The organism is Amycolatopsis sp. H20-H5 (genome assembly GCF_035828755.1).
In the GTDB taxonomy this organism is placed as follows: Bacteria; Actinomycetota; Actinomycetes; order Mycobacteriales; family Pseudonocardiaceae; genus Amycolatopsis.
On the sequence record NZ_JAYMZS010000213.1, the window covers coordinates 1 to 7,620 of the forward strand.

Here is a 7,620-nt window from a genome sequence, read left to right on the forward strand (position 1 = left end):
CATATCTACACGGAGGGTGCCCCGCGGGTGGCGTTCCCAACCCTGTCACGGGCAGCAGCAACGCCGATCAGTGGATCAGCGACGGCCGCGGCCGAGTGCCTCGCGCTTGACGAACCCCACGACCGCGGTCGCGACGAACAACACCGCACCGATAACGATCAACCAGAACAGACCCTTCACCACTACACCCACCACGATGCACACCAGCCAGATCACAAACAACACACCGAGCAGAGCGATCACAGCGAACCTCCACCAAGAGACCAACAGTCCCGAAAGCCTAACGGCGCGACCACCCGACCGCGCGCCCTGGCCGACCCTGGCACCGCCGACCGTCTCGGACATAGCGGCCGTGCCGCTGCGGCTCGACCGCGAGCGGCGGCCGGGTACCAGCCGATCAGACCGCTAGCTCTCGGACGCCCCGCCCACCCTCACCCCGATCGCACCGGTACCCGGCGGTCCGTTCCGGGGCCACCCGGCCGGTGCGACGGAACGCGCCCCAGGCAGCGCGGAAGCTCCGGCCGAAGGCATCGGTCTCGAGCTACGACACCGCCCGGCATCGGTGAATCGCGCCATTGCACGGCGCCGAATGGCGAGTTGCCGGGAGCCCAGCCCAGGCGGTAACCGCTCACGCACGCATCGGCACGCACCGCCGGTCGGCCAGGTCGGCGGCGGCCCGGGCGAAGATGTCGCGTTCAACGGCCGGCCCGGACCGCTTGGCGGGAGAGCCCGAAGGCGGTCAGTTCCTCGCGGTTCCAGCCGATCAGGACGTCCAAGGGCTTGAGGTCGATGGTGTCGGCGCCGTGCAATCCGGCTCCGCGTGATCCGGCTCCACCTGGTCCTGCGCGGCGGGCACCGGGTCCACCCCGCCGTTCGGCAGGAACGGCGGCATCACCGCGCTGCCGAGCTTGGCCGTGGTCCTTCAGCATCTGCAGATACTGCGGCGCCTGATGGGCGAACGCGGTGGTCGCGGATCAGGCCCCCACGCAACCCCTCGCCATCGGCGCACATCGACTCGCCGGACGCCACGACGTCACCGGCGCCACCCGATGGGCAAGCCGCTTCATGCGCCGCCTTTCAGATCCTCGGCCGCCTTCAATGATCTTGAAACAGCCTTGCCCGTAGATGGACACCGCGCGACGTCCGCGCCGCACAGGATTCAGCCCATGCCAAATGTGAGGAGGCCGCCCCGGGACCGGTCCCTGCCAGGCCGGTTGGCCGTTCTCGTGGTGTACTGGCCGGACGATCCATTATGGAATCGAGGACTGCCGTGCGTCTTCTCCCCGGCCTTGCCGCATGGGTGGCGCTGATCCTCGTCATGACCACGGTGACCAGTTCGACCCCGACCGCCGAGAGCTCGCCAGCGGACGTGCCGAACCCACTGGCCGGGTGGCCGCTCTACGTCGACCCGGCGAGCCCGGCCCACCAGGCCCTGGTCGCTGATCCGGCCGATCCCGCCGCGGCGGCACTCGCCGCTGTGCCGCAAGCCCGTTGGTTCACCGACGCCACACCGGCCAGCGAGGTCCGCGAGGCCGTCGCGGACTACGTCGACGGCTCCGCTGGGCTGAGCGCGCTGCCGGTCCTGGTCGTCTACGCCATCCCCGGCCGTGACTGCGGCGGGTTTTCCTCCGGCGGCCTGGCCGACGCGGCCACCTACGCAGGCTGGATCCGCCAAGTCCGCGCGGGGATCGGGGGGCATCGGGCCGCCGTCGTCGTCGAGCCGGACGCGCTCGCCGGGGCCGACTGCCTCGGCCCGGTCGCGCGGACCGCCCGCTACGCCATGCTCACCGACGTCGTCACCCGACTCGGCCTCGACCGGACGACGGCTGTCTACCTCGACGCCGGGCATTCCCGCTGGCTCGGTGCCGTCGAACTCGCCCGGCGGCTCGACCTCGCCGGGATCAGGCACTCCCGGGGCTTCAGCTTGAACGTGTCCAACTACTTCACCACCGCCGAAGAACAGTCCTACGGCGAGCAGGTCTCCGCACTGCTCGGCGGCGCCCATTACGTCGTCGACGCCTCGCGCAACGGACTCGGCCCCGCCCCGGACGCCCCGCTGAACTGGTGCAACCCCCAGGGCCGGGCGACAGGCCCGGTTCCGTCCGCGACCACGGCAGCCGTGCACGACGACGCGGATCTCTGGATCAAGAACCCCGGGCAGTCCGACGGCGACTGCGGCCGCAGCGATCCGCGGTCCGGGCTGTGGTTTCCCACGCAGGCGGCGGGTCTGCTGGGGCACGCACAGCGCTGAACCGGCTGTCCTGGCTGAACTTCCGGTCAGGCCCTGACCAGTGCCCGCGCCCGCTCGTACGCCTCGATCACCCGGGGAACCGCGGTCCCGGCCGTGTACCGCTCGGCCCGCAGCGCACCGGCCGCGCCCAGGCGGCTCCGCTGCGCCGGATCGGCGAGCAGGGTGTCGAGGGCGCCCGCGAGAGCCTCGGGGTCCCCCGGCTCCACCAGCCGACCGGTGACACCGTGGTCGACGAGTTCGGCGAGGCCGCCGACCCGGGAGGCGACCACGGGTGTACCGGCCGCCATGCCCTCGATCGCCACCAGCCCCAGCGGCTCCGGCCAGCGCGACGGGACGGCCACCACCGCCGCGGCCGCGAAGGCGGCCATGATCTGCGGATGCGGCACGTCGCTGTGGACGAAGACGGGACGCTCGGCCGTCCCAGTCAGCTCGGGGGTGTCGGCGCGGCGCGCCCCGATGACCACGAGCGGAACGGACACCGCCATGCGCCGCTGGGCTTCGGCGAGCACGCCGAGGCCCTTGTGCTCGCCGAGCGCTCCGACGAAAAGCAGAAAATCCCCGTCCGGCAGGAAGCCCGGGCGCGGACCTGGCGCGGCAGCGACGTCGTCAGCCACAAAGGACGGGACCTCACTGATCCGCTCGGGGGCGACCCCGGGCAGGCACGCCTCCGCGACGGCCGTGCTGACCGGCAGGAACATCGCCACGCGGTCGAACCGGCGGCTGTCGCGGGCGAGGCCGAGGGTCAGCGCGGCGCCCTTGACCGCGCCGTAGGAGGCGTTGGCGCAGCTGAGACAGCGGCGCGGGGACGGCCCGGCGCACCGCGAATCGAGCTCGTCGAAGTGGGTCAGGGTCTTCTTCGCGCACACCAGGCTGTAGTCGTGCAGAGTCACCACCAAGGCGGAGCCGGGCGGGAGCCGCAGGCGCAGGCAGGAGTGCAGGATCCAGCCGTGGGCGTGCACGATGTCCGGCCGGGTGGTGTCGACGAGTTCCTGGAGGCGGCGGACGAGCTGCGGGTCGGCCACCGTGGGGTGGAAATGGTGCCCAGGGTCGCTGGAGAATCGCCGCAGGTGCCGGGTCAGCCCGGAGAGCCGGCGTACCGTCACCGGGCCTTCGTGCTCGATGTCGGGCGCGTCCGGGCGGCTCATGGTGGCGACCTCGACGTCGTGGCCGCGCGCGGCCAGCTCGCGGGCGAGCCCCTGAACGGTGCGTTCCAGGCCGCCCGTCGCCGGGGCGTAGTTGTCGGTGACCTGGAGGATCTTCACGCGGACGCGCCCGTGGTGAGCCGGCGCCAGTAGACCAGCACCCAGAGCGCACCGGCGGTCTGCGCGCCGACCCACGCCACGCCCACCGCGACGATGCCGAGCCGCGGCAGCAGGATCCAGGAAGCCACGACGCTCGCCAGCAGCATGGAGGTGTTGAGCCACAGTGCGGACCGCAAGCGGTTCGTCGCGCGCAGCACGGCGACGGCGATGTTCGTGACCGCGTCCGGAATCGCCGAGAGCGTCAGCAGCACCAGCAGCGCGTGCCCCTGCTGCGGGTACGCCGCGCCGAACAGCGACAGCAGCAGCCGTCCGCCGAGGAGGTACACGGCCATCGGCAGCACAAGCAGACCCGCGATAATCAGTGCACTGCGCTTGGCCGCCGCGGCGATCGCCCCCGGATCGTCGGCACCCGCGGCGAACAGCGAGGTTGACACGGCGGGGCTGATCATGAAGAACACCGCGCCGAGCATCCAGGTGGCGTAGAAGTACGCGTTGTCGGCGGCCGAGGTGCGGGCCACCACGATGATCGGGAGCAGGTAGGACGCGAGCATCGCCGCGATCGTGATCAGGTGCTGGCCGAGCAGCGAAGTGCGCATCTCGCGCAGGCACGCGGCGAGACCGTGGAACACCGGGCGCAGCGAACGCCCGTACGTGCTCCGGCGAAAGCCGGCCAGCCCCACCAGCAGCGATAGGCCGCCCGCCACCGTCCACGCGGTGAGGATCTGGTCCCCGGTACCGGGCAGCAGCCAGGGCAGCAGCACTAGCGGGATCCGGGCTGCGGTGAACAGGGCGTTGCGCCCGAGCATCAGCGAGCCGCTGCGCTCGGCGACCGCGGCGTAGTCGTACACCGTGCCGACGGCGAAGAACACGGTGCCCAGGCAGAACAGCGCGCCGCCGACCGGGGTCCGCAGCGCGGGCAGCGTGCCGAGGGCGTGGCCGAGGACCGCCACGATCAGTGCTCCGCCGACGATCCCGCCGGCCACGGCCACCAGCACGCCGACGGTCAGCCGACGGCGCCAGTCAAGGTCCGACCGGCTCCGCGGTAGCCATTCGATCATCGCGGCGGCAGCGCCCACGGCGGCGAACAGGGCCGCGGCTTGCAACGCGCTGGTGACAGCGGCGCCCGCGCCGCTCACCTGGGCGCTGGAGCGGCGCGCGACGATCAGCCAGAACACGTAGCCGAACAGCGACGTGACGACGCTGGTCGCCATGATCGCCAGCGAGTTGCGCAACATCGCGTCACCGGCGAACCGGCCGATCACCTTGGCGCGCAAGGAAATCGACGGACTCAGCGCCCTGCCGCCCGTCACGGCTTGACCGCCAGCCGCACGGTGAGCGTCGACGCGGTGTCCGAGCCGACAACGACCTCGACGTCGTAGAGACCCGTCGCCGAGGGTGCGGTGAAGGTGACCATGCCGCGTCGGTCGTCCACGACTCCCCGCGCGGTCCCTGCTTCGCGGGCGCCGACGACCGCCGACACCCCCGATGCGGGCTTGCCGCCGACCCTGACGGCGACCGCGGGCTCGGCGGCGGGAAGCGCGGACCCGTACCCACTCACCATCCAGCGCAGGACAACCCGCTCCCCCGGCCGGGCGGACAGGGGTTGCCCGGTAACCACGCCCGGCTCGTCGAAGGCGAGTTGGGCGTACTGCTGCTCGGGAGCCGGGCGCAGGGCGACGGCCCCGGCCGCCGCGGCGGCCACCACCACGATCGCGAGCGCCGGCCCGGCCGCACGGCGTGCCAGCACGCCGAGTTGAGGAGCCCGCGGCGCGGGCACCGGGGTCGCGGCAGTCAGCAGGGTCGTCCGCCGGTCGGCCAGGAGCAGCAGCAGTGCCGCGACCCCGGTACCCGCGGCGACACCCGTGGTCGCGATCGGGATGCGCAGCACGGCCAGCAGCAGCACCACCACGAGCAAGGACAGCAACCCGAACAGCACCGGAAGCACCAGCCGCAACACAGGCTCGGTCTCGGCGGAATCATCGGCCTTGCCGTCGCCGAACAGCAGTCCCGTCGCGGAATGCCCCGCGATGAGTGCGAGCACCGGGAACGCCACGACCGACCGCAGCACCACCGGCGCGGACAGGAGCACCAGCGCGGTGGCGACGACCACGGCCGCGACCAGCGCCAGGGTGACGGTCCGGGGAGCGGCCACGGCGCGCGTGGCGGGCGCCGTCATGACCCGCTCGCCGTCGCAACGCCGAGCAGGGTCAGATCGAGCCGGTAGACCCGCAGGTGCTCGGTGGTGATGACCCGCGCCGCCCACGGCACCCGGTCGAGCCGGTCCAGCTGCGCGAGCGGGGTCGCCGCGCCGCGCAGCGGGTCGCCGGACCCGTAGTTGTCCCCGTTGAAGGGGGGTTCTTCGGCCATGCGGATATCCACCACCAGGTAGTCGTAGTGGGAGCTGACCAGCTCACCGGCGAGCTGGCTGTCGGGGGTGCCGGGTGACTGCGTGAGTTCCCAGGCGGGGAAGCCGACCGACGGCGCGGCGACGTCGAGCCCGCCATACGCGGCGAGCTGCAGCCCGGTGTAGCGGTCGGCCACGACTCGGACCGGACCGGCCTGCGCGGCGAGCTGCTCGGCCACGGTCCGCGCCTCGGCGCTCGCCGAGTTCGTATCCGTGCCCCAGCGGAAGAGGCCGGGGAACCGGTACGGATCGTTGAGTCCCCCGCCGACGTTGCCGACCAGCAGGATCACGAAGAAGACGCCCAGCACCGGCGTCCGCGCCCACCAGCGCCGCGGGGTCGGCTCCCGGCCGCGCAGCACCATGTACGCGGCGACGAGCGCAAGCCCGACATAGGTGAACGCCCACGACCGGCGTGCGCCTTCCGCGCCCGAGGGCGCGAGCAGGAACAGCACGGACGGGAAGTAGACGAACCCGAACGCCATCAGCGCGAGGCTGTCGGCCCGCCACTTGCGGTGCTCGCGGCGCAGCACTCCCAGCAGTGCCAGGCACATCAGCCCGACGACCACCGGCGCGAGCGCGGTCAGCCCGCGTTCCCACAGCGGTTGCACGGTCGGTGCGAGGACGTCGCGGCCAGTACCGGACTTTGCCGCTACCGCCGAGAGCTGGTTCACCGAGCCGCCGACGTAGGGCGCGAGATAGTCGATCGTCGGGCGGGCAACGAGCAGCAGCCACGCCCCGGCGAGCAGCGTGGTGACGCCCCAGATGAACCACCAAACCCGGGTACCGGTGTCGGGCCTGCGCGTCGGGGACGGCTTGCGGCGTGCGATCCGGACGCGGGCCGACGCCAGCAGTGCCACCGCGAACAGCAGCAGCACCAGGAAGAGCGTGGTCAGGTGGTGGGTCAGCACGCAGGCGCCGGAGCAGAGCAGCGCCCCGGCCACCGCGGCGGCCCGGCGCCGCCCCCGCGCTCGCGCGGCGAGGCTCGCGAGGGCGAGCACCCAGAGGAACAGGGCGATCGCGATGCCTTCGTAGGCGTACTGCGTGTCGAAGTACATCGCCGACGGGTTCAGCGCGTAGACCACCGACGCCACCGCGCCCGCCGCTAGGGAGCCGAGGTGGACCTGGGCGAGAACGAAGACGGCGAACAGGCCCAGCAGGTGCGCAGCGAGCAGGACGACCTGGCCCGAGGACCACACCGACAGCCCGGTCAGTCGTTCCACCATCGACGTCAGCCCGGAGGTCCCGGGGTAGAACTGGACGATCGGGATGACCGAGTTGGGCCGCAGGAGCTTGCCGACGGACAGGACGTCAATGGCTTCGCGCCAGTGAGCGTACTCGTCGTGGTAGCTCGGGGCGCCGGGGTTGCGCAAGAACTTGGGCGCGTAGGTGAGCACACCGAGCAGCAGCACCCCCCACACGGCCTGTGTGCGGGTGCCGGTCGCGATGCGCGCGGTCACCGGCACCACACCGAGCAGCATCCCAGCCCAGAACACGATGTAGTACAACGCCGCCGGAGAACCGGAGCCAGAAAGCCGATAGGACAGTCCGACCACGAGGATGCCCACCGCGACGGCGGCCACCACGCAGGGCCAGGAGGTCAGGCGCCGCAACCAAGACGCGCCCGCCTCCACCGGGGAACCGGCGGAGGCGGGCGCGTTCGAAGAATCCACTGTGGACTTCGAGTACGCGGGGGTCGAGTGGGT

General features: G+C 72.1%; 6 protein-coding genes. 1 reads left to right on the top strand and 5 read right to left on the bottom strand.

Annotation, left to right across the window (positions count from 1 at the left end):
* Positions 1-75 precede the first annotated feature (75 nt).
* On the bottom strand, positions 76-243 hold the full coding sequence (locus QMK34_RS46220; RefSeq protein WP_326421328.1) for a hypothetical protein: 168 nt from the start codon (positions 241-243) through the stop codon (positions 76-78).
* A gap of 1,027 nt (positions 244-1,270) precedes the next feature.
* On the opposite strand from QMK34_RS46220, the gene QMK34_RS46225 reads away from it, so the two are divergent.
* The gene (locus tag QMK34_RS46225; RefSeq protein ID WP_326421319.1) at positions 1,271-2,251 is read left to right on the top strand and encodes a glycoside hydrolase family 6 protein; all 981 of its coding nucleotides are present in this window, start codon (positions 1,271-1,273) and stop codon (positions 2,249-2,251) included.
* Positions 2,252-2,277: 26 nt separating this feature from the next.
* Here the strand turns inward: QMK34_RS46225 and QMK34_RS46230 are convergent, their stop codons facing one another.
* The 4 genes from QMK34_RS46230 to QMK34_RS46245 form a co-directional block, all read right to left on the bottom strand.
* The gene (locus tag QMK34_RS46230; RefSeq protein ID WP_326421321.1) at positions 2,278-3,513 is read right to left on the bottom strand and encodes a glycosyltransferase family 4 protein; all 1,236 of its coding nucleotides are present in this window, start codon (positions 3,511-3,513) and stop codon (positions 2,278-2,280) included.
* Positions 3,510-4,823: a lipopolysaccharide biosynthesis protein gene (locus tag QMK34_RS46235; RefSeq protein WP_326421323.1), complete on the bottom strand. Its 1,314-nt coding sequence runs from the start codon at positions 4,821-4,823 to the stop codon at positions 3,510-3,512. Before QMK34_RS46235 ends, QMK34_RS46230 begins: the two co-directional genes overlap by 4 nt.
* Entirely contained in the window at positions 4,820-5,689 is an 870-nt protein-coding gene (locus QMK34_RS46240; protein ID WP_326421325.1) for a hypothetical protein, read from the bottom strand. Before QMK34_RS46240 ends, QMK34_RS46235 begins: the two co-directional genes overlap by 4 nt.
* Positions 5,686-7,620 (bottom strand): hypothetical protein (locus QMK34_RS46245; RefSeq protein ID WP_326421327.1); only part of this gene is annotated, 1,935 nt, incomplete at its 5' end. The genes QMK34_RS46245 and QMK34_RS46240, both read right to left, overlap by 4 nt.

Excerpts from the sequence above, each read along its gene's own strand:
- QMK34_RS46240 (WP_326421325.1), bottom strand. The coding sequence starts at position 5,689 with ATGACGGCGCCCGCCACGCGCGCCGTGGCCGCTCCCCGGACCGTCACC.